At 46.3% G+C, this 22,257-nt stretch carries 10 protein-coding genes and 4 tRNA genes; 8 read left to right on the forward strand and 6 right to left on the reverse strand.

The genetic code is table 11. The annotated features are described in order from the left end of the window. The 7 genes from HRU42_RS16535 to HRU42_RS16565 all read left to right on the forward strand — a co-directional run. Nucleotides 1-5,730: VCBS domain-containing protein (locus HRU42_RS16535; RefSeq protein WP_295032592.1), on the forward strand; the 5,730-nt coding region annotated here is incomplete at its 5' end. Nucleotides 5,731-5,849: 119 nt separating this feature from the next. Then, complete coding sequence (locus HRU42_RS16540; RefSeq protein WP_295032594.1) at nt 5,850-8,024, forward strand: type I secretion system permease/ATPase; 2,175 nt, start codon at nt 5,850-5,852, stop codon at nt 8,022-8,024. Continuing rightward, nucleotides 8,021-9,403 carry an HlyD family type I secretion periplasmic adaptor subunit gene (locus tag HRU42_RS16545; protein WP_295032595.1) on the forward strand — a complete coding sequence of 461 codons (1,383 nt, stop codon included), beginning with the start codon at nt 8,021-8,023 and terminating at the stop codon, nt 9,401-9,403. Before HRU42_RS16540 ends, HRU42_RS16545 begins: the two co-directional genes overlap by 4 nt. 30 nt (nt 9,404-9,433) lie before the next feature. Next, nucleotides 9,434-10,840, forward strand: coding sequence for a TolC family outer membrane protein (locus HRU42_RS16550; RefSeq protein WP_295032597.1), 1,407 nt, complete (start codon nt 9,434-9,436; stop codon nt 10,838-10,840). Further along, on the forward strand, nt 10,840-11,439 hold the full coding sequence (locus tag HRU42_RS16555) for an OmpA family protein (RefSeq protein ID WP_295032599.1): 600 nt from the start codon (nt 10,840-10,842) through the stop codon (nt 11,437-11,439). The genes HRU42_RS16550 and HRU42_RS16555 overlap by 1 nt, the downstream gene beginning before the upstream one ends. Before the next feature lie 18 nt (nt 11,440-11,457). Next, on the forward strand, nt 11,458-12,165 hold the full coding sequence (locus tag HRU42_RS16560; protein WP_295032601.1) for a transglutaminase-like cysteine peptidase: 708 nt from the start codon (nt 11,458-11,460) through the stop codon (nt 12,163-12,165). An 8-nt stretch (nt 12,166-12,173) separates the two neighbouring features. After that, nucleotides 12,174-14,099, forward strand: coding sequence for an EAL domain-containing protein (locus HRU42_RS16565; RefSeq protein ID WP_295032603.1), 1,926 nt, complete (start codon nt 12,174-12,176; stop codon nt 14,097-14,099). A gap of 114 nt (nt 14,100-14,213) precedes the next feature. Here the strand turns inward: HRU42_RS16565 and HRU42_RS16570 are convergent, their stop codons facing one another. From HRU42_RS16570 to HRU42_RS16590, 5 genes are all read right to left on the reverse strand, one after another. Further along, nucleotides 14,214-16,103 (reverse strand): methyl-accepting chemotaxis protein, encoded by a 1,890-nt coding sequence (locus tag HRU42_RS16570; protein ID WP_295032605.1) that lies wholly within the window; start codon nt 16,101-16,103, stop codon nt 14,214-14,216. A 431-nt stretch (nt 16,104-16,534) separates the two neighbouring features. Further along, nucleotides 16,535-16,611 (reverse strand) — tRNA-Pro (locus HRU42_RS16575). Nucleotides 16,612-16,802: 191 nt separating this feature from the next. Continuing rightward, nucleotides 16,803-16,879, reverse strand: a tRNA-Pro gene (locus HRU42_RS16580). A gap of 54 nt (nt 16,880-16,933) precedes the next feature. Further along, nucleotides 16,934-17,009, reverse strand: a tRNA-His gene (locus HRU42_RS16585). Between the two features lie 64 nt (nt 17,010-17,073). Continuing rightward, a tRNA-Arg gene (locus HRU42_RS16590) sits at nt 17,074-17,150 on the reverse strand. A 247-nt stretch (nt 17,151-17,397) separates the two neighbouring features. On the opposite strand from HRU42_RS16590, the gene HRU42_RS16595 reads away from it, so the two are divergent. Beyond that, the gene (locus HRU42_RS16595; protein WP_295032606.1) at nt 17,398-20,028 is read left to right on the forward strand and encodes a diguanylate cyclase; all 2,631 of its coding nucleotides are present in this window, start codon (nt 17,398-17,400) and stop codon (nt 20,026-20,028) included. Between the two features lie 73 nt (nt 20,029-20,101). Here the strand turns inward: HRU42_RS16595 and rep are convergent, their stop codons facing one another. Then, the gene (rep, locus tag HRU42_RS16600) at nt 20,102-22,114 is read right to left on the reverse strand and encodes a DNA helicase Rep (protein ID WP_295032607.1); all 2,013 of its coding nucleotides are present in this window, start codon (nt 22,112-22,114) and stop codon (nt 20,102-20,104) included. Nucleotides 22,115-22,257: the final 143 nt, after the last annotated feature.

Raw genomic sequence — 22,257 nt, forward strand, 5'->3', positions numbered from 1 at the left:
CTTACCGCTAGCGATGTAGATAACGCCGACAACAGCTTCAACCCAATTACGGTTGACGGCGACTACGGTACTTTTACTCTGGCAGCCGATGGTCAATGGACCTTCGTTGCCAACAGCGCCTTCGATGAGCTTAATGTCGGCGACGAATACAGTGAATCATTTGATGTCACCAGCATCGATGGCACGCCATCTACTGTCACCATCACCATCGAAGGCAGCAACGATGCGGCGATCGTTAGCAGTGTAGATGTCACCCTGACTGAGACAGATGCGGCCCTCACTACTGGCGGCACACTTACCGCCAGCGATGTGGATAACGCAGATAATAGCTTTAACCCTGTAACCACAGTTGGCTCTTACGGCAGCTTCACTCTGGCAGCCGATGGCACCTGGACCTTCACGGCCAACAGCGCCTTCGATGAACTCAATGTCGGTGACGAGTACAGCGAAACTTTCGATGTCACCAGCATCGATGGCACGCCATCTACGGTCACCATCACCATCGAAGGCACCAATGATGCGGCGATCGTCAGCAGTGCCGATATCACGCTCACTGAGACAGATGCGGCCCTCACCACTGGCGGCACGCTTACCGCCGATGATGTCGATAACGCCGACAACAGTTTTAACCCAACTACGGTTGATGGCGACTACGGTATATTTACTCTGGCCGCCGATGGTCAATGGACCTTCACGGCCAACAGCGCCTTCGATGAGCTCAATGTCGGTGACGAATACAGTGAAACTTTTGATGTCACCAGCATCGATGGCACGCCATCTACTGTCACCATCACCATAGAAGGCAGCAACGATGCAGCGATCGTTAGCAGTGCAGATGTCACGCTGACTGAAACAGATCTAGCCCTCACCACAAGCGGCACGCTTACCGCCGATGATGTAGATAACGCCGACAATAGCTTCAACCCTATTACGGTCGATGGCGACTACGGTACATTTACTCTGGCAGCCGATGGCCATTGGAGCTTCGTTGCCAACAGCGCCTTTGATGAACTCAATGTCGGTGACGAATACAGCGAAACTTTCGATGTCACCAGCATCGATGGCACGCCATCTACTGTCACCATCACCATCGAAGGCAGCAATGATGCAGCAATCGTTAGCAGTGCTGATGTCACGCTGACTGAAACAGATCTAGCCCTCACTACAAGCGGCACACTTACCGCTAGCGATGTAGATAACGCCGACAACAGCTTCAACCCTGTAACCACAGTTGGCGACTACGGTATATTTACTCTGGCAGCCGATGGCCAATGGACCTTCACGGCCAACAGCGCCTTTAATGAACTCAATGTCGGCGACGAATACAGTGAATCATTTGATGTCACCAGCATCGATGGCACGCCATCTACTGTCACCATCACCATCGAAGGCAGCAACGACTTACCAATAATTAGCTATGCATCTGACTCTAGTGTCTCAGAAGAAGGTCTTACTGATGGCATAATTGATGATACTGGTAACCCGGACACCACAGACTCTGTCACGGCTAGCGGCACTATCAGCATCCAAGATGTTGATAGTGATGCGTTATCAGTCGCTCTTTCGGGGCCAACAGGCCTAACTTCTGCTGGCGAAACCATTCAATGGTCTTGGGATGCTGGCTCTCAAACTCTTACAGGCTTCGTTGGCACTCCAGGCGAAAGCACTTACCTTGAAGTCATGTCTGTCGAGCTTACGGCACCTGCTGGCCATACACCGGGAGATTGGGGTTATAACTTAACCTTACTCGCCCCGTTAGATCACCTTGATACTCACAATGAAGATGTACTTTCGATCGATATCGGCATTTATGTCAATGACGGTAACGGCGGGACATCTAATGGCAGCTTCACTGTTACGATAGAAGATGATGCACCGGAAATTGCCGATTCCGCCGCAGAAGCCGTCACAGATACACATATCCCGGATAGCTTAATTGGTGAGTTCTCATTCACAGAACACCATGGAAGATCCAACTCTCTGGACTTTGATGGTTTTACTATTACCGCCAGAGGGTTCGCATCATGGAATGATTCAACACTGGTTAATGCCGATATTTATGGCAGCAGTTATGGCTTAGGTGTGAGCAGTGTCGGTTCTCCATATCACAACATAGCTAACGAAGTTGACTTCCGTCATTTTGCCGACGGTAGCGAAGCATCAGAAGAGCTTGTTATCACTCTCGATCCTGGCACTATCGCCTACGGTGTCAATATCGAATTTGCCAGCATGTTTGGTGGAGAATTAGAGGTTGGTGTAGTCGAGTTCTACCGTGATGGCCAGCTCATTGGCACACAAACCTTTAGCTCAGATGCAGCCGATGGTGATTACGCGGCTTCATTCGAAGCTCTCCAAGGAGGATTCGATCAGATAATCATCAAAGCGACCGACAATGGATTCAATGCGGCACACGGTGACAATAGCGATATAACCATCAAGTCTATCGAATTCCTAGGGACAGATGGCCAAGCCATAGGCTACACATCTGGTACTCTCGATACTGAGTGGGGAGCCGATGGTGTCGGTTCACTCGTCTTTACCGGCAGTGATGAGAATGCCCTTCTCACGGCGACGGGTGAAAGCATATTAATCACTCAGTCTGGCAACACCATGTTAGGCAAGACGTCCGATGGAGAATTGATCTTTAAAATCGAATTTACACCTGGTACCGGTCAATGGGAGTTTTATCAGTTCCAGCTAATGCAAAGCCCAGCGGATGGCCAGATTGATTTTAATGTTGTCGCGACTGATGGCGACGGTGACAGTGTGACGGGCAACTTCGCGGTTACACCTCTGGTTGATGCTACGCCTATATCGACTAATAGCTCAGCCCAAGGCACTGAAGATACATCTCTTATTCTTCAGTGGAGCGATTTAAATGTAAACGACGCAGATACGGCTCAGGGTAGTCTGTCAATCAAGGCTGTATCTCTTCCTGATGCGGCCAACGGCAGCTTACAGCATTACGACGGAGCGAGCTGGGCTGCGGTAACGCTTGGTATGCAGTTAACCTCTGCGATGTTTGATTCGGGGCAGGTACGATTTACTCCGAATCAAGATCAGGCTGACGGAAACTTTGGCGGCATGGGGAATCAAGCCGATGCTCTGGCTAGTTTCACCTATATTGCCACTGACGGAACGACCGATAGTAATGAATCCACGGTGACAATTCACATATCAGCTGACGCCGATGCGCCTGAGTTATCGGCTACAGCAGCCAACCTGGTTTGGATTGATAAGGCTCCGATTGATACTAGCATTCCTGACAATGTTCAGGTTAATGATGAAGTTTTTGGCATCACTATAGACAAGGTCCTATCTGGAAGAAGTGTGGATCAAAGCGGTTCGACAGAAAATAATTACCTCACAGCCATGGGCATTGACGAGACTAACCTACTAAAAGGTGGGAGTGGCGATGATATCCTAATAGGCAGATCAGCAATAGACTTCCTAGTGGGTGGTGAAGGTGATGATATATTCATCGGCGGTGGCCAGGACGATTTTATCTATGGGGGCTCTGATACCGACACGGCTATCTATTCAGGTAATTTTGCAGACTACACAATCAGCAATAATTACGACCAACCTGCCGATTCACACCTGCTGCTCAATGATAACCGGGGAATTGATGCTAGTTCAGCAGATAACCTAGATGTTGGCGATCACCTCTATGGCATTGAGCGCTTGATATTTGCTGACGGTGTTTATCTTGTGGGTCCTGATGGCTCTATCACTCAATTACAGCTTAAAGAGATCCCTCTCGATATTGATCTAGCACTGGCTGACACCGATGGCAGTGAAACGCTGTCGGACATCACCATAAGTGATGTCCCAGATGGCGTTTACCTATCAGCCGGGGTCAACCATGGTAACGGCAGCTGGACATTATCATCTCAGCAATTAACAGACCTTAAATTAGCTGTCGAAGAAGGTTATACCGGTGATTTAGAGTTTGCCTTAATAGTCAGCGTAACTAGCACTGAGTCCAGTAATAATGATGTCGAGACCAGCTCGGTCCCAGTAAACATTTCATTGCGCGATCATGTTCAAGATAGCGGGTCTTTTGGTGATGACAAGATTAATGGGACTGAAAATAATGATTTTATTGTCAGTGACTCTACCGGCATTCAAGTTATTGAAGGCGAGAACTACAACATCGCCTTCATTCTCGACTCATCAGGCAGCATGGGAAGTAACAATGTAGATACCACTAAAGTTCAGCTATTAGAAGTATTCAATACGCTTCAGGCTAGTGCTACAGGACCCCATGGTGGTGTCGTCAATATTCTACTGGTCGACTTTGATAGCGGCACTAAGGTTAATATTTCTGTCAATTTAGCCGATACCAATGCAATTTCTCAATTAGAGGCTGCTTTAGATACGATTAGCAGCGGGGGAAGAACTAACTATGAGGCGGCATTTGAGTCTGCTATAGACTGGTTTAACCATGGTGAGGCTGCGTCAAACGATGGCACGAATCTTACTTACTTCATAACAGATGGCGAGACCAACAACTATGTCGTCGACACCTCACCGGATGATGTTCGGGTTTACAATGCATCAGGATGGAAAAATGATAAACAGCTATCGGAGCTACTATCAGACTATGTTCCAGGACAAGAGCTTATTCATGAAGGTAAAGTTATTGTTGATGAGTACGGTAATGTTAACTCTTGGTCCCAAGCTAGAGGTCAATGGAAGGGCAGCGCAAAAGGAGTATTAAATCAAGATGAGAATGGTGATTATGTTGTTAGCCTAATAACGAGTGGAACCAGCTCTGAGGCGGAAGCACAAGCGTTAACAGCATTCGCAGTTCTTAATACAATTTCGGACATCGAAGCTATCGGAATTGGCAATGGCATTGATTTAGATGATCTAGTCCCCTATGACTCTGATGGTCTGGCTCATGCCAATATCAATGCATCGAATCTTGCAAACATCATACTTGGATCAGAACAAGCGCTCATTCAAGGCGATGATAGGGTCGATGCCGCTGCCGGTAATGACATCATATTCGGCGACCTAGTCAAGTTCGATAATATCGAAGGTCAAGGCTATGCTGCGCTACAGAAGTATGTGGCCCAAGAGATGAATCAAGATGTTGCCGATGTTTCAGTGCAAGATGTCCATGAGTTTGTCATTGCCAACCCTGGAGTATTCGATGTATCTCGCACCGCTGATGGCGCAGACACCCTATATGGTGGAGATGGAGATGACCTTCTCTTTGGCCAAGGCGGTAACGATCTACTTATTGGTGGCTCAGGCGAGGATACTCTTATCGGCGGACTCGGTGACGACACACTAACGGGTGGATCCGGTGCCGATACCTTTGTTTGGTCAGCAGGCTCTACGGGAACCGATCACATTACTGACTTTAACTTAAGTAAAGATAAGCTAGATCTTAGCGACCTACTGCAAGGTGAAAATACCGATAATCTGGGGCAGTACCTGCATTTCACTGTGGATAATGGCACGACGACTATCGAGATTGATGCTAATAATGATGATCATGTCGATCAGTTAATCGTTCTCGATGGTGTCGACCTCTCCTCGGCATATGGTACTACAGATGAAGCCATAATTAATGGTTTGCTCGGCAGCAATGGTGATGGCGCTCTTATCATAGATAATCAAGCTTCTGCATCATCTAGCCCTACAGTCTTTGCCGATAATTCAGGTTCTGGGTCAAATCAGCATCAAGATGAGCAAATCCCGCATCTAATCCCTTAAATTAAGGTTAAATCTAACCATGGCCTATAGCAATATAGGTCATTATGATTAATAATTTCATAATATAAATAATATAATTTCAATAAATTCTTAGCATAATTCTTAAGGATAAGTTTTAGGTGTCTGTAACTGCTTCTAAGAAAACTGAGCAATGGACAGTTTCTGCCTCACAAAGAGTCTCTGTCGACCCCTTGCTAGACAGTTTAGTCCTGCTTACCGAATATTTCGGTAGCCCATGCTCCAGCGAATCGCTGGCGGCAGGGCTTCCCCTATCCTCTAGCGTCCTCACTCCGGAGCTGGTTCCCCAAGCTGCTGGCCGTGCGGGCTTAACGGCTAAATTAACCCGTAAGGGGCTAGATCAAGTATCGCCTATCTTCTTACCTTGTATCTTGCTGCTTAAAGATAAGAAGGCCTGCCTACTCAGGGAGATTGATTTCGATAAAGACAGAGCCGTGATTCAGCTGCCAGAAACCGGTGGAGAACAAGTCTTATCTATAGAAGAGCTAGAAGCTATCTACGTCGGTTACTTATTCTTGGTAAAGCAGCAATATCGCGGCGATATGGGTTTCGATGTTCACCAACATGACACTAGCAGCCACTGGCTGGTACAGACCCTTAAAGATTCTGCTCCTATCTATCGAGATGCGTTAATTGCCTCGGTATTGGTCAATATATTCGCCCTGGTTTCGCCCCTCTTTATCATGAATGTCTACGATAAAGTGGTGCCTAACCTGGCATTCGCGTCTCTGTGGGTGCTCGCGATTGGAGCCGGCATAGCCTATATTTTTGACTTTATCATGCGGCAACTAAGGGCTTATCTTATTGATGTTGCAGGTAAAAAAGTCGATATCATAGTTTCCTCACGACTATTTGCTAAAGCCATTGGCATCCCATTAGAGAAGCGTGCACCGAGTGTCGGTGGCATGGCAAAACAACTGGGTGAATTTGATAGCATTCGGGAAATATTAACCTCAGCGACGATTACGACTCTGGTGGATCTCCCCTTCGCTATCTTCTTCATGGTCATCATCTACGTTGTGGCCGGCGATCTGGCGATTATCCCGCTAATAGGCAGCATCATCATTATCGGTTATACCTTGATCGTGCAGCCTAAACTCAAGGCCGCGATAGAAGAGAGTAATAAATTCTCCAGCCTCAAACATGGTCATTTGATTGAATCTCTGGCTTCTCTGGAGTCAATAAAATCCAGTGGCGCCGAAGGCCTGATTCAGAAAAGCTGGCAGCAGATGATAGGCCATACGGCGAACTGGCAGTTAAAATCGAAGAAATTATCGACCTCAGTGACTAACCTAGCTAACTTTACCGTGCAACTTTCAGTCGTGTGTGTGGTTATCTTGGGTGTTTACCGAGTCGCAGATAATGCAATATCTATGGGTGGCATTATCGCCGCGGTTATCTTATCGAGCCGTGCAATCTCGCCAATGGCCCAATTGGCTGGCTTGATGACCCGAGGCAATCATACCGCCAGCGCTTTGCGTCAGCTAGATGAGATCATGGCGCAGGAAGATGAGTTTGAAAACAAGGGACACCTTGTCAGCCGTCAGCGACTGGAAGGGCGAATCAATGCCGATCATATCAGCTTCTCCTATCCTGGATCTGAGAAGCCTGTGCTACACACGATGTCACTCAATATCAAACCCGGTGAACGGATAGCCATCATAGGCCGCAACGGATCGGGTAAGAGTACCCTGGCTAAGATGCTTGTAGGCCTATACCAGCCGACAACAGGAAGCCTTAGGTATGATGGGTTAGATTCGGCTCAAATACATCCCACAGACCTACGCAGGAACTTTGGCTACCTGCCTCAGGATATCACCCTGTTCCATGGTTCCATCAGAGATAACATCTTGTTTGGCGCCAGACAGGTCTCCGAGCACCAGCTTATCAGGGCGGTTCAACTGTCTGGGATCAACCTGTTTACCGATCTGGAGACCGAAGGGCTAGATCAACAAGTTGGCGAAGGCGGTCAATCCCTCTCCCGTGGGCAGAGACAAACTGTCGCCTTGGCCAGAGCCACCCTGAATGATCCTCCCGTGCTGTTAATGGATGAGCCCACAGCCAGCTTAGATGCCAGAGCCGAGAAGCAATTCATTCGTGCGATGCAGAATGTCAGTCGGGACAGAACCTTACTGATTATCACCCATAAAATGCATCTGCTTAAACTTGTGGATCGCATCATAGTACTGGACCGAGGCCATCTCATCGCAGATGGTCCCAAAGACGAGGTATTGGACAAACTGAATAAAAGCTTACTCTCAGGAGCCGAAAAATGACTAAGCACCTGACGACCCAAGATTTAGAGATGATCGATGACGTATACGGCGCCATGATGACCGACGCGCCGACTAGCCATAGATTAATCATCTGGTCACTCGCGGCCATGATTGTGTGCTTTCTGGTGTGGGCCTATTTTTCTGAGTTGGATCAGGTCACCACTGGCATGGGAAAAGTCATCCCCTCCTCACAGATCCAGGTGATTCAGAGTCTGGATGGCGGCATCATGCAGGAGATGTATGTCAAAGAAGGCATGATGGTCACTAAAGGTCAGGCCTTAATGCGCATCGATGACACTCGTTTTCGTTCTGACTATGAACAGCAAGCTCAAGAGGTATACAGCCTTCAAGCCAACGTGGTCCGTTTAACAGCCGAATTATCCAGTATCACTATCACCAGCATGTCTGTCGACTGGAGAGAGCAGGTCAAGATAACTCCAAGCCCGCTGCAATTTCCTAGAATGTTAATCGAGAAGGAGCCGGCCTTAGTTCAACGTCAGTCTAATGAATATACAGGCCGATTGGATAGCCTGATTAATCAACTGGCTATTTTAGCGCGCCAGATCCAGCAGAAACAACAAGAGTCTAAGGAATTAGCCTCAAAGATAAACACACTTTCAAGAAGTTATCAGTTGGTTTCCCGCGAACTGGAACTCACCAAGCCCTTAGCAGTTAAAGGTATCGTGCCAGAAGTCGAGTTAATAAAAGTCGAGCGTGTCGTCAACGACATTCGAGGTGAGCTGGCTTCTCTTAGATTATTAAGACCTAAACTCAAATCTTCTCAGGATGAAGCGATATTAAAAAGGCGCGAAGCCGTATTAAATTTCGCGGCCGATGCCAGAACTCAGCTCAACGAACTGCAAACCAAGCTTTCTCGAATGAACGAGGCACAGGTCGGCGCACAAGATAAAGTGGATAAGGCAGAGATAATATCTCCGGTAAACGGAACCATCAAAACAATCCATATCAACACCTTAGGTGGAATAATCCAGCCAGGAGTCGATATCATAGAGATTGTACCATCGGAAGATCAGTTGCTTATCGAAACGAAAATACTGCCGAAAGATATCGCATTTTTACATCCTGGCTTGCCCGCCATAGTCAAGGTTACCGCCTATGACTTCACCCGTTATGGGGGATTAAATGGCGTTGTAGAGCATATTAGTGCAGATACAACACAGGACGAAGAGGGAAACAGTTTCTATCTTGTAAGGGTTAGGACTGGTTTATCCAGTTTGACTAAGGACGATGGCACTAAAATGCCGATTATACCTGGTATGTTAACTTCAGTTGATGTAATTACTGGGCAAAGATCCGTTCTAGAGTACATACTTAATCCAATTTTAAGGGCAAAAGACACGGCGCTCAGAGAACGCTAAGCCCAATAAAATCGACCTGGAGGGGTTAACATGAAAACCAGTACTATTCGGCAGTTAAAACGCAGCGCTCTTGCGTTAGTCGTTGGCGCGCTGATATTTCCGGCCTCGGCATATAGCCAGACACTGGAGCAAGCAGTCGCACATACACTAGATACTAATCCTGAAATTCGTATCGCCTTCAACCGTTTCAAAGCCCGGGAAGAGCAAGTTAACCAGGCAATGGCCGGTTATATGCCTACGGTAGACATCAGCGGTGGCTACGGCTGGGAGCAGACCAATAGCCCGTCGACGAGAAGAAAAGCAGGAGTCGGTGAAGTCGATGATGAAGGTGTTATCGAGCTAGAACGTGGCGAGGCCGGTTTCAGCATCAAGCAGATGCTGTTCGATGGTTTCTATACCTCCAGCGAAGTCGACAGATACAGCTTCGAAGCCAGTGCCGAGCAGTGGGCACTGTTTGCAGCAGCAGAAGACATGGCGCTGGATGTCGCTAAGGTCTATGTCAATTATATAAAAAGTGAGCAAGTCCTCACTCTGGCAGAGAAAAATCTTCTAAGTCATCAAGATATTTATGCACAGATCAAAGAAAGAACCGACTCTGGTCTAGGCTCAATTGCCGATCTCTCCCAGATCACCGGCCGCCGGGCCAGGGCTAATGCCAATGTGATCTCGGCAAAAAATAACTTTTATGACGCCAAGGCACAATTTGTGCGTGTGGTAGAGCAGCAACCGGAAGCACTGATTGTACCGGTTCCCGATGATGACATGCTACCGGAGGATCTCGATACCAGCGTCAGGTTAGCCCAAGAGAACCACCCTATATTGAAATCGGCAAGCAACGATATCGAGGCCGCGGTGAATGAACGGAACTCCGCCCAGTCTAATTACTATCCTAAATTATCATTAGAACTGGACGGTAACTGGAACAATAATTTGGATGGTGAAGATGGCATTGCTCTATTCAGTGATGTCGGTGGCCACAGTAATGACCTAGTTGCTATGGTCAGGATCAAGTACAACTTGTTCGCCGGTGGTAGAGATCGTGCCAGAGAGAGAGAGGCAAGCTACAAGATAGGTGAAGCCAAGGAGATCCGCGAGCGGGCTTATCGTCAAGTCGTCGAAGGTGTCAACCTGGCCTGGAATGCCTACGAGTTATTAGTACCGCAGAAAATGTATATTCGTGACCATGTGGTCGCCGCAAAGGATACTCAAGTGGCCTATAGCCAGCAATTCAATTTAGGCCAACGTACCTTACTGGATTTGCTCGACACCGAGAATGAGCTATTCGAAGCACGTAAGGACTATCTTGAAGCGGAATACGATGAAATTCTATCTGAATACCGTATTTTAAATGCTACCGGTCGACTACTCGAGTCTCTACGAGTCACTCGCCCGGATGTATGGCAAGGCGAGCGTAATTACGCCGGAGGAGTAAACTAATGAAAACCTTCATCACACTTTTAGCCATCACTCTGCTCAGTGCATGTTCCAGCATAGTGACCATGGATGGCAATAGCACACAGGTTCACGATCTTAACGATATGGACAAAGACGGTGTCATTGTTGCCCGCGAGCGCTGTAACGAAACCGTTATGGGTGCCACGATTGACAATTATGGCTGTGGCAAGATTAAGCCCATTCACGAACGTTCCGAGCTAAAAATATTATTCGCCAACGACTCCTACTACATAGATCCTATGTATTACGATCAAGTCGAAGTCATTGCAACGTTTATGAATGAATTCCCTAACACGGATGTTACCATCGAAGGCCACTGTAGTAAGACAGGCTCCTACGAGCACAACTTAAGCTTGTCGCAAAACAGAGCCGATGCAGTGACTTCGCTGTTGGCCGAACGTTTCAGCATTGCTCCCGACAGGCTGACTGCTATCGGTTATAGCTATGATCGTCCAGTAGATGAGAGTGGCACCCATTTGGCGCACACTCGTAACAGACGCGTCATCGCAGAAGTCACCGGAGAAGACACAACGGCAGATATGAAATGGCATATCTATACCGTTGATGAAGAAGTGAAATAGAGGAATTAACAGAGCAACATGAAAGGCAGACTTATTCGTCAATTAACATATAAAAAAGTCTGCCAATTCACCATAGTGGCACTGGCTCTAGTCGCTTCGTGCCTTTATGCCTCACCCACGCAAAAATTGAATAAAGAGCACATAGTCTCGACTCTCGAGTCGAGATACGGTGAACGAGCAGGCAAAAGGGCTAGGGCCTGGTTTAAGGTACTCGATAGCGCTCAAGGTCTCAGCGAAAGAGAGAAGCTCACTAAGGTGAATAACTTTTTCAATCTTTTCCGTTTTGTTGATGACATCAAGCTCTGGGGTGAAAGTAATTATTGGTCTACCCCAATGGAGTTTATTGGAGTCAATGGCGGCGATTGCGAGGATTTCTCGATTGCAAAATATTTCACCTTACTTCAGTTAGGCATACCTGAAGATAAGCTGAGGATTACTATGGTAAAAGCAACCACTGTGAATCAATATCACATGGTGCTCGCTTACTATGAGAGACCCGCTTCTATTCCTTTGGTACTCGACAATTTAGATAGAAGAATAAAACCTGCGACTCAAAGAAAAGACTTGCTGCCGGTATACAGTTTTAATGGTCGACAGCTATGGCTAAACAAAGAAAAAGGACGAGGCGTTCTTGCTGGTTCATCTAAGAAACTGGCGAAGTGGAACGACCTAAAATATAGATTGGGTGTCGAAAGACTCAGAAAACCCAAATTAAGATTGGAGTAGCTAGAAAGATGACACTGTTTCGACAGATATACTCACTACTGTTTGGCCTATTTTTATTAGTGGTGGCAAGCCTAGGCTATGTGCAGTTTACTGAGACACAGAATTTTCTGACCAAGCAGATGGAGTCAGATCTTAACAATACCAGTAACTCTTTAGGGATCATGTTAATTCCGGATCTTGAAGCGGGTGATATTGTCGGCGCCGAAACCTTGATCAATGTGATCTTCGAAGGGGGTTACTACCAACAAGTTAAACTCACCTGGCTTGTCGATGGCAAACAGCAAGTGTGGGAAAACCCAGTCAATATTCAAGGTGTGCCACAATGGTTTATCGATCTGGACTTTTTTGAAACCATCAAGAAGGAGAGCACTATCACGTCGGGCTGGATCCAACTTGCCCGGTTAGAGATAACCGCCCACCCGGGATTTGGTTACCACGAGTTATGGGGTACCATGACTAACGCTATCCTAGTATTTTCTGTGCTTTTCCTGATAGCGATACTCTGCGCACGTGTCGGTCTCACCTGGATCCTACGACCCTTGCACGAGATCGCCGAGCATGCCCAAGATATCGCCCAGCGTAAATTTGGCCCGGACATGAAAGTCCCAAAAACCATGGAACTGAAATCTGTGGTACTCGCGTTTAATAGCATGTCGGATCAACTCAAGCAGATTTTTAACTCTCTGGATGAAGAGGTTGGTGAGCTGAGAAAGAAAAACCTGATCGATCAAGTCTCAGGCTTACCTAACCGCCAATATATGATGGGACACCTTAGCAGCTGGCTTAATGAGCCTAAGACTGGTGCCCTCGTGATGGCAAAATTTGGTTGGTTGGAAGAAGTCCATAGTAGATACGGATACCAGGTCAGAGACGAAACCATAAAACTACTTTCTCAGAAGATGAAAGAGCATTTAGACGTTATCACCAACTCAGTTATTGCTAGAATTTCAGCTTATGAGTTTGCATTTTTAATTTCCAGCGCAGAACATGAGCAAACCAGTAAATATCTACAAACGTTAATCCGCACCATAAATCAAGAGATGTCTAAAGCTGGCTGTAAGCCAAATGAAAACTTCTCCATCGGTATTGCCGAACGTATTGGACAGATGTCGGTGTCAGATATCTTAGCCCAAACTGATAACGCCCTTCAAAAAGCGATCAAAGAAGATAAGATTTTTCACTGGTTCGAAACCAACGAGAAACAACTATTTACTCGTGAACAATGGCGTGAGCATCTGAGTAATGCGATTAGCAAGCGACAATTCAAATTTAAGTGGCAGCCTGTCCACCTCAACGACGGTGATTCTATTACTCACAGAGAGCTCTACTGTCAATTGGAAATCGACGATAAAACCGTACATGCGGGCCAATTTATGCCCTACGTAGAACTGCTTTCTCTGGGTGCCCTGCTCGATAAATGCCTTATCGAGACGCTAACTACCCAGAAATTACTCGAAAGAAACTATGAACCTATCGCCATTAACTTAACCTTCCACAGTTTAAGTGATCCTAAATTCCATGAATGGTTAAATGGATTCTTACGCGCATCTAGCCTTTCTGAACGGATCTGTTTCGACATTCCGGAAGCTGGCGTATATAGCGACCCAGACTCTTGTGAAGCCCTATGTACTATTATTCGCGATAATGGTGCCCATTTCGGTATCGATCACTTCGGTCGTCAATTTGGTTCCATGGCCTACTTACAAAGCCTCAGACCGAGTTATGTCAAACTCGACCAGTCCTTCGCTTACTATGACGAGAGTGAACATAGTAGCGAACTGTGTCGAGCCTTGATCAATGTCGCGAGAGGCTTAGATATTCAGGTCATAGTCACAGGTATAGAAGAGAAGCAGCAATTAGAACGCTTCATACCATTAAAAACCAGTGCCTACATGGGCTATATCAACCCACCAGTGGAAGTTGAAGAAATCTAACTCGCATATACTTATCTGCGAATAAATAAATCATCTTGGATATTCTTGCCAAGCTGCGGTGTAGAGGCATGTATCACTGCGGTGAAAAATTAAGGAGGCCGAAGCCTCCTTAGGTTATTGCAGTTTGAATTTATTCACAACAGCTATCAGCTGGCTGTTTGCAGCAGCTAGGCTATTGGTTTCGTCTGTAGTAGCTTCACCATTAGTTGCCAACACGTTTACGATTTCATGAATTGAAGTCATATTACGGGTGATCTCTTCAGAGGCAAAACTTTGTTGCTCAGCTGCTGTAGCAATCTGCATATTAAGATCATTGACACCCATAACAGCCTTGGTGATCTCATCTAGATTTGCAGAGATCCGTGCAGTGTTGTCAGCCGTTTGCTCACAAGAAGCCTTAGTAGCATCCATTGCACTGATAGCGGTCATTGAACCGTTACGTAACTTGGTCAGGGTCTGTTCAATCTCAGCGGTACTGGTTTGGGTCCTGGCTGCAAGAGCCCTAACTTCATCAGCAACCACAGCAAAGCCTCGGCCTTGCTCACCCGCTCGCGCAGCTTCGATGGCGGCATTCAATGCCAGAAGGTTAGTCTGGTCAGCTATTTCACCGATAACCTTTAACACATTAGTGATTTCTAACGTATGACTCTCAATCTCTACGATACGCTGTGAAGTCGTCTCCACATCATTCACTAATTGGGAAATCGTATCTTCCGCTGTCTGAACATCCGTCTTAGAGCTACTCACCTGATCGCTAGCCTCGATGGTGGATAGGGATGCAGAGGCGGCATTCTGAGCGACATCATTAGCAGTAGCATTCATTTCCTCTACCGCAGACACGACCTGCTCTGTCTCCTTGGTGTGTTCTCTCAATACGCCGATGTTATCATCAGACTGACTCTTGAGTTGATCCACGCTCTTAGATATGTGTTCAGAGCTCTGACTAACCTCAATCATCAATTCTTGTAGATTGCCAATAAATTCGTTGATCCCCTTGGATATTTTTCCTAGGTCATCTGTACTGGTGACTGGAATACGTCGAGTTAAATCACCGTTACCCTTGGATAAGTCGAGCACCATTTCCTTAAGTAGCAGGATAGGACGATATACTAGATTCAGGATAAGCACAGTCAGCAAGATAGCGATGGATATCATTATGGCCGATGCAATAATCGCACTCATTAATGCTTCATTAACATCCTTATAAGCTATAGATTTATTGATACCTATAAATAGATGCCATGACTTGCCGTTAGGCAGAGATATCTTCTTGGTGTAGGCTATTTTTTCTACCCCCTTGAGTGTGTAATGAACCATTGCTTCGTCATTGCCAAGCATCTCACGATGAACTTCAGGCATACCCATTGCATCGAAGCGAGTTCCAGCAACAACCACTGCCGAGCTAGATGCCAGCGCTTTACCTGTTTCATCAAGGATGACGGTAACGGCACCGTTGATGTTTATCGCCTTTACAGAGTCGTAAAGCATGCTCAGCTCAAGATCTGCCGCAACCACAAGATCACCAAGGTTCTTGACGATAGTAATCACGTCATTACCAGTCAATCTATCTTCGTAGATGTCCGTTAGCTCGATTTTATTGGAAGATTTGGCTTTTATATACCAGGGCCGAGTAGTAAAATCCCACTCTTCAGCTGATGACGTGACCCCATCACTCGTATATGCGACCCCGTCATTTAAGGCGAGTAGCAGCAATGCAAATCCGTTCGATTCCTTGGCATACCGAGTTAAACTCAAATAGTTCTCAGCTGGTAGATTTGGCTCATAGTGATTAGCCATGGTATCGATACCATGCGCTTTATCTGCCAACCAAGCTTCCATCTTGGCAGCTTCGTATTGGGCCATGGTTGATGATAGTAAGTCCACATCGGCGATTGTATCGTGTTTTAAAATTGAGTAGGAAAGCCAGTTGGCAACCAGTAAACAGGAGGTGACCAGTAATATGGTCGAGAGAATAATGGTTCTCTTAAATCCTAATGATTTCATCTAATCTATCTTCTTGTCTGTCAAAAAATAAAAGGCGGGGCAAGATAGCACATCTATACGGCATAGAAACTTGTTAATTATCAATTGCAAAGTTTCATTTTACCCCACAACATTCTGCATGTGAAATTACCATATATGAATTAAGAAAAGGATAACTTAAGCTTAGAATTGTGATAGATACTAGAAAACCCTTCGATTTCTCCAAGGGTTTGCAGGTAAAGTGGTCGGCCATGCAGTCATAAAAAGAGAGGATTCGAATCCTCTGATTAATTTTAGGCTTAAACGAAAAAAAGCCCTTCGATTTCTCGAAGGGCTTTCTAGTAAAGTGGTCGGCCTGTATTTATAGAGAGTTAGGATTCGAATCCTCTGATTAATTTTAGGCTTAAACGAAAAAAAGCCTCCTGATTTCTCAGAAGGCTTTTTTCGTAAAGTGGTCGGTGATAGAGGATTCGAACCTCTGACCCTCTGGTCCCAAACCAGATGCGCTACCGGGCTGCGCTAATCACCGTAAATCTTTATTTATTGAAACTGAGTGTGGTCGGCCTTATCTTTTATAAAAAGCAGGATTCGAACCTCTGACCTTCTGGTCCACTCTTACTCTCTTTTATAGGGAGTAAATCGTGATGCGCTATCGGGCTGCGCTAATCACAGTTAAACTTTAACTTCAAATACCGAACCTAGATTCAATACTTTTAAATGTGGTCGGTGATAGAGGATTCGAACCTCTGACCCTCTGGTCCCAAACCAGATGCGCTACCGGGCTGCGCTAATCACCGAGAATTTGTATCTTTACGACTACCTTATCAAAAAATCTAAATAAGGGATTGAAATGGGGTGACTGATGGGGCTCGAACCCACGACAACCGGAATCACAATCCGGGGCTCTACCAACTGAGCTACAATCACCACTGACTTTCAAATTTCTAACAACTTTACTATTTACTTCACTAACTTAGCGTTCTGTTCAATCTGGTGCACCCAGAAGGATTCGAACCCTCGGCCTCACCCTCCGGAGGGGTGCGCTCTATCCAGCTGAGCTATGGGTGCCTGCCTTGTTAGCGGCGCACATAATATGAATTATTTGCCCCGCCGTCTACAGTTAAAATCATTTATTTCGTCTGTTTGCTCACCTTTTGAGTGATTTAAGCAAAATAATCCATTTCGAACAAAATTCAAACGACCAAACATCAGAATAATGACTTGGCACTGTTGTTTTTTCGTGCTATCAATACCTCTTGTTTATATTTAGTCCAAATCCTAGCTCTCATATAATAAATAGCGATTGGCGGAAATCATGTTTAGGGAAGAATTGGTTCAACATTCACACCGTGAAGCTGAACGTTTGCAAAAAAGGATTGCCCGCTTAAAGAGTCTCGCTCTTAAATACAAGCGAGCCGAAGTCACCCAAAATCTACTGTTAGAGATCTCAAACCTAGCAGCTCATGTGGATTCGCCTAAGTCGTTTTTCTCAGAAGTTCATCGCTCGCTAAAATTGCTTCTCCCTACTGACAATTTTTTCGTCGCCTTGTTAGACCCGAGTACTAACCAATTAAATATCCCTTTTTTCCTCGACGAAAAAGACCCCCATCCCAACACCATCTATTCTATCGATGAAATTTCCGAGACCCTGTTAAGCGGTCTCACTGGATACGTGCTCAAGTCAGGTGAAACACTCCTTTGTGATGACACCACCTTTGAACAGCTGCTCGCCACTAAAAAAATTGTCAGTAGAGGCGCGCCATGCCACCTTTGGTTAGGCGTGCCGATTAGAGTCAATAACCTAGTTTCGGGGGTATTGGTGGTACAGAGCTACTCTGCCGATATCAACTTTTCCGAAATGGAAATAGAACTGCTTCACTTTGTCAGTTATCAAATCTCAGGTGTGCTAGAACGTTTAGAACATAGAGAACAATTGGAACAGGCAATAGAGCAAAGAACCAAAGAGTTAAGCCTTGCTTACGACAAGCTAAAACGTGAAATGTTTGAGAGGCGTCGCGCCGAGCTTCTGCAGAAATCTCTATTCGAGATTGCAGATCTTGCCACCTCTAACATAGATAGCGACTCCTTTTATTCGGAGCTTCATAGAGTGATCAGCCATCTGATGCCGGCTAAGAACTGCTACATAGCCCTCCTCGACGATAGGTTGACTCGTATACACTTTCCTTTTTATGTCACTCAGAACGATTCTACAGCCCCACAACCTAGGGCCACATCTGATGGTTTAACTGAATACGTCATCAAGAACCGTAGGCCCTTGTTACTTCAACGTAGCGATCTTGATGCCTTGATAGACGCTGGGATAGTCTATTCAAAGATGCCTGAACTCAACTATACCCGAGACGTATATCAATGGATTGGCGTCCCCTTATTTATCCATGGGCAGGTTCGTGGTGCCTTAACCATTTATAGCCTATGCATGTCCCAGAGTTACCAAGACAAAGATCTCGATCTGCTGACGTTCGTTTCTCAACACATAGCTACCGCGATCGAGAAGAAACTCTCCGCTGAATCGCTTAAGTCCAGCTACGAACAGCTAGAAGAGAAAGTCGTCGTTCGAACCCGGGCTCTGGCTATGTTAAATCAAGATTTAGAGAAAGAAGTAGCCCAAAGACGTAAAGCGGAACAACAACTTGTTTATGACGCGGGTCACGATAGTCTGACAGGGCTGCCAAATCGCGGCATGTTTATGGAGCGTCTGACACAAGCCGTAAAACATATCCGCCGCCATAGGCTAGACAGCTTCGGCCTGCTGTTTATCGATCTCGACAGATTCAAGCTCATTAATGACACCTTAGGTCATCAACAAGGTGATCGCTTTCTGGTTGAGACCTCTAGGCGCCTACGCCTGTGTATTCGCGATAATGACACCTTAGGACGGATCGGTGGCGATGAATTTGTGATCTTACTCGACAGCATCAATAGCAACAATGATGCCAAAGAGATAGCGGAGCGTATTCTCACCCAATTATCACGCCCCTATGAATTAGCCAACCAAAGTTTCACCTCAGGAGCCAGTATAGGAATCGCATTTAGCTGTGATCATAAATCAGATACGGCGGACTCCCTATTGCGTGACGCCGATGCTGCTATGTATCAAGCTAAGTCTCAAGGCAAGGGTTGCTATGTGATCTTCGATGATAAGTCACATCGACCGCTAGTAAAAGATGTCGAACTTGAAATTGAATTAAAACAAGCGATATCGAACCGAGAGCTTCACCTGAGTTATCTGCCGATTCAAAATTTAAAAAAACTATCTACGGTAGCCTTAGAGCCGCGCTTGTATTGGAATCATCCTTCGCTAGGTAAAATCAAGCAGATCCAGCTCAATAACATGGCCGAGCATTGCAACTTAACCACAGAACTGGATATTTATTTACTGGAAAAGCTCAACTCTGATCATCAGCTGCTGCGCGAAAAATCCTTAGACCACCTCCCCTTACATCTCAACATCGCAGCCATGCACCTGAAGCATAAACATGCCGTCAGACAGCTGAAAAATAAGCTTAAGCAGCTTATAACCCCCCCAGAGCAGTTGTGGCTGTTTTTCGATGAGAAAGGCTTTATCTTAGATACGGATAACCATATCAATGCATTTGAACTGCTGCAAAAGCTAAAGGTTAATCTGGGGCTGACAGGTTATGGCTGTGCTAATAGTGCCTTGAGCAGCTTAACCTTCTTACCACTGCAAGGCCTAAAGCTTGACCCAAGTTACACCAGCCACCTCAACAGTGAGCAACATCTTAAGCTATTAAAAGCCCACTACTTAGCCGCCCAGGCATTGGAACTGGTGGTTTTTGTGGATGGAATTGGTGCAACGCAGCAAAAAGAGACTCTGCTGGAGATAGGCTTCGATCTAGGTCAGGGTCAAGCCCTCGGCAAGGTCATCCATCTGGACTCTATCACCAAGGATTTATTTTGCGCTTAACTCAATGTCGTTAAACTCAATGACTCGATCTTATTTCCATAGCCTAATCTAGAGTGTTCCGTTTATCTAGGGGCTATTTTTTAAACATGTCTCTCAAATTGGCAATATTAGACTTGCTGGTTGCCTGCCTCTGGTTCTCGCTCTGCACTTGTTTACGATTCTCCCAGATTAGATCATCCTGAGGAAGCTCCAACAAAAAACGACTCGGCTCACAGCGCATAGTCTCACCGAATTGACGACGTTCACGACACAGTACAAACCAGAGCTGTTGCTGCGCTCGGGTGATCCCTACATAGGCCAGGCGACGTTCCTCTTCGACATTACCCTCATCTATGCTGCTTTGGTGGGGTAATATTCTCTCTTCGGTGCCCACCATAAACACATAAGGGAACTCCAGGCCTTTAGAGGCGTGCAGTGTCATCAACTGAACCTGATCACCATTCTCATCCTCACTGTTACGCTCCATCATGTCACGCAGGGTTAATCGGGTAACCACCTCAGGTAAGGTCATGCCCTCGTCGAGTTCATCCCCCTCGAGCATCTCAGTGACCCAGCGATACAATTCGGAGATGTTTTTCATCCTCATCTCCGCCGCCTTGGCACTGGTACTCGTCTCGTAGAGATAGTCTTCATAATTGATATTACGGATCAGGTGCTTGATGGCCTCGATGGGCTCCCCTCGCGTCACAGTTTCACCGGTATCGACAATAAACTTGCCGAACTTGTAGAGAGAAGCCATGGCCGCCGGGGGCAGATGATGATTCAACTCAGGGTCGAAACTGGCCTCAAACATAGAAATCTGTCGTTCATTGGCAAACGTGCCTAAGCGTTCCAGGGTCGACGGGCCTATTCCACGTTTAGGTAGATTCACCACGCGCAGGAAGGCATTATCATCATCAGGGTTAACCACTAGCCTGAGATAGGCCATGATGTCTTTAATCTCGGCCCTGCCGAAGAATGAGGTGCCACCACTGAGTTTATAGGGAATGCGGTTCGTCATCAGCGACCGCTCCAGCAGACGAGATTGATGATTGCCCCGATAGAGAATCGCATAATCACCAAATTGGGTCTTGCCCATAAACTTGTGACGTATCATCTCGGCAATGACCCGCTCCGCCTCCTGCTCCTCGTTAGCGGCGATCAATACTCGTAGCGGCTCACCATAAGGAAGCTCACTAAACAAGGTCTTCTCGTATACATGAGGGTTATTAGCGATGAGAATATTCGCGGCTTTTAAGATCCTTTGACTGGAACGATAATTTTGCTCTAGCTTAATCAAACGTAGAGCGGGAAAGTCTTTACCCAATAACACCAGGTTCTGTGGCTTCGCCCCTCGCCATGAATAGATAGATTGATCATCGTCGCCCACCACAGTAAAGCGGGCCCGGTCTCCCACCAGAAGCTTCACCATCTCATATTGGCTGGTATTGGTATCTTGGTACTCATCCACCAGCATATATTGAATACGGGTCTGCCAACGCGCCCTCACCTCGGCATTGTGCCTGAGTATCAGTGTTGGAATTAAAATCAGATCATCAAAATCCAGGGCATTGTAGGCCTTCATATGCTGGGCATATCTTGCGTAGAGAGCGGCAAACAATTGTGATTGTTCATCCTTAGCGAGTTTCACCGCCTGAGTTGGGATCACCAGATCGCCTTTCCAATTGGAGATCGTCGTCATCAAGGACCTGAGTAGGTCCTTATCTCCATCGAGCTCATCTTCGGTGAGGTCTTTAAGTAAGGCCAAGGTATCTTGATCATCGAACAGGGAGAAACCAGCCTTGAGGCCAACGACCTTATGCTCCCTCTTGATAATCTCCAAACCCAGAGTATGAAATGTCGAGATCCATAAGCCGCGAGCCTCTTTACGCCCCATGGATTTAGCCACACGCTCCTTCATCTCACGTGCAGCCTTATTGGTAAAGGTCACCGCCGCAATGTTTCTCGCCTTATAACCACAGTTTTGCACTAGATGGGCGATCTTGTTGATGATCACTCGCGTCTTACCACTACCTGCCCCCGCAAGTACTAAGCAAGGTCCTGATACATAGTGCACGGCTTCATCTTGTCCGGGGTTTAGCTTCATGGGGTTACTTTTACCAAGATTAAAAAGGGGTTCGAAGCTGGCGATCATACCAGAAACTCTCAGGTTTCAATCTGACAATTTAAATTTCCAATTCGTTGCATAATTTACATATAGAGAATTGCGTTCGGTAATTCTCTAACTTA

The organism is Shewanella sp. (assembly GCF_013214165.1).
In the GTDB taxonomy this organism is placed as follows: domain Bacteria; phylum Pseudomonadota; class Gammaproteobacteria; order Enterobacterales; family Shewanellaceae; genus Shewanella.

Coding starts and splice junctions, on each gene's coding strand:
- HRU42_RS16565 (WP_295032603.1), top strand. CDS start 12,174: ATGACACTGTTTCGACAGATATACTCACTACTGTTTGGCCTATTTTTA.
- HRU42_RS16555 (WP_295032599.1), top strand. CDS start 10,840: ATGAAAACCTTCATCACACTTTTAGCCATCACTCTGCTCAGTGCATGT.
- HRU42_RS16570 (WP_295032605.1), bottom strand. CDS start 16,103: ATGAAATCATTAGGATTTAAGAGAACCATTATTCTCTCGACCATATTA.
- rep (WP_295032607.1), bottom strand. CDS start 22,114: ATGAAGCTAAACCCCGGACAAGATGAAGCCGTGCACTATGTATCAGGA.
- HRU42_RS16545 (WP_295032595.1), top strand. CDS start 8,021: ATGACTAAGCACCTGACGACCCAAGATTTAGAGATGATCGATGACGTA.
- HRU42_RS16560 (WP_295032601.1), top strand. CDS start 11,458: ATGAAAGGCAGACTTATTCGTCAATTAACATATAAAAAAGTCTGCCAA.
- HRU42_RS16550 (WP_295032597.1), top strand. CDS start 9,434: ATGAAAACCAGTACTATTCGGCAGTTAAAACGCAGCGCTCTTGCGTTA.
- HRU42_RS16595 (WP_295032606.1), top strand. CDS start 17,398: ATGTTTAGGGAAGAATTGGTTCAACATTCACACCGTGAAGCTGAACGT.